Genomic DNA, 524 nt, shown 5'->3' with positions numbered 1-524 from the left:
GTTTAACTTTGCTTGATTCAGTGAAAATAGTTAGTACCGAAGTTAAACAGTGGCAAACATATATCGCAGATTATCTATATCAATGCGATGTAATAAACGATCCAACGTCATTCGCTGAACTACTAGAGCAACGATTGATTGACAATCCAGGATGGATATTAAGTCCATATCCTGTTGCAATACCACACCTAAGAGACAATATGATTAAACACCCTATGATTCTAATCACAGTTTTAGAAGAACCGTTAACATTGCCTAGTATTCAAAATGACAATCAAACAATTAAATATATGATTTCCATGTTTATTCCTGACAATGATTTTATGGCATCACTGGTAAGTGACTTGTCCGAATTTTTAAGTTTGAAATTAGAATCTATTGATACTTTTATGGAAAATCCACAGGAACTTGAAACATTATTAAGAAACAAATTTTTAGAACGAATTAAAAAACAATTTATTTAGGAGTGTACAAAATGAGCGAATTATTTAGTAATGACAATATCTTTTTAAATGTAAATGTTA

Annotated in this window: 1 protein-coding gene; it reads left to right on the top strand. The window is 30.2% G+C overall.

Going from position 1 to position 524, the window contains the following annotated elements; translation table 11 throughout:
• Positions 1-464, top strand: a 464-nt coding sequence (locus IEW58_RS14265; protein WP_188645892.1) for a PTS sugar transporter subunit IIA, incomplete at its 5' end; no start/stop codon positions are given.
• Between the last annotated feature and the right edge of the window lie 60 nt (positions 465-524).

The sequence above is a fragment of the Tsuneonella deserti genome, assembly GCF_014644315.1.
In the GTDB taxonomy this organism is placed as follows: domain Bacteria; phylum Pseudomonadota; class Alphaproteobacteria; order Sphingomonadales; family Sphingomonadaceae; genus Tsuneonella; species Tsuneonella deserti.
Note: the sequence above shows the minus strand (reverse complement) of the source record. Positions and strands in the feature narration are given on the sequence as shown.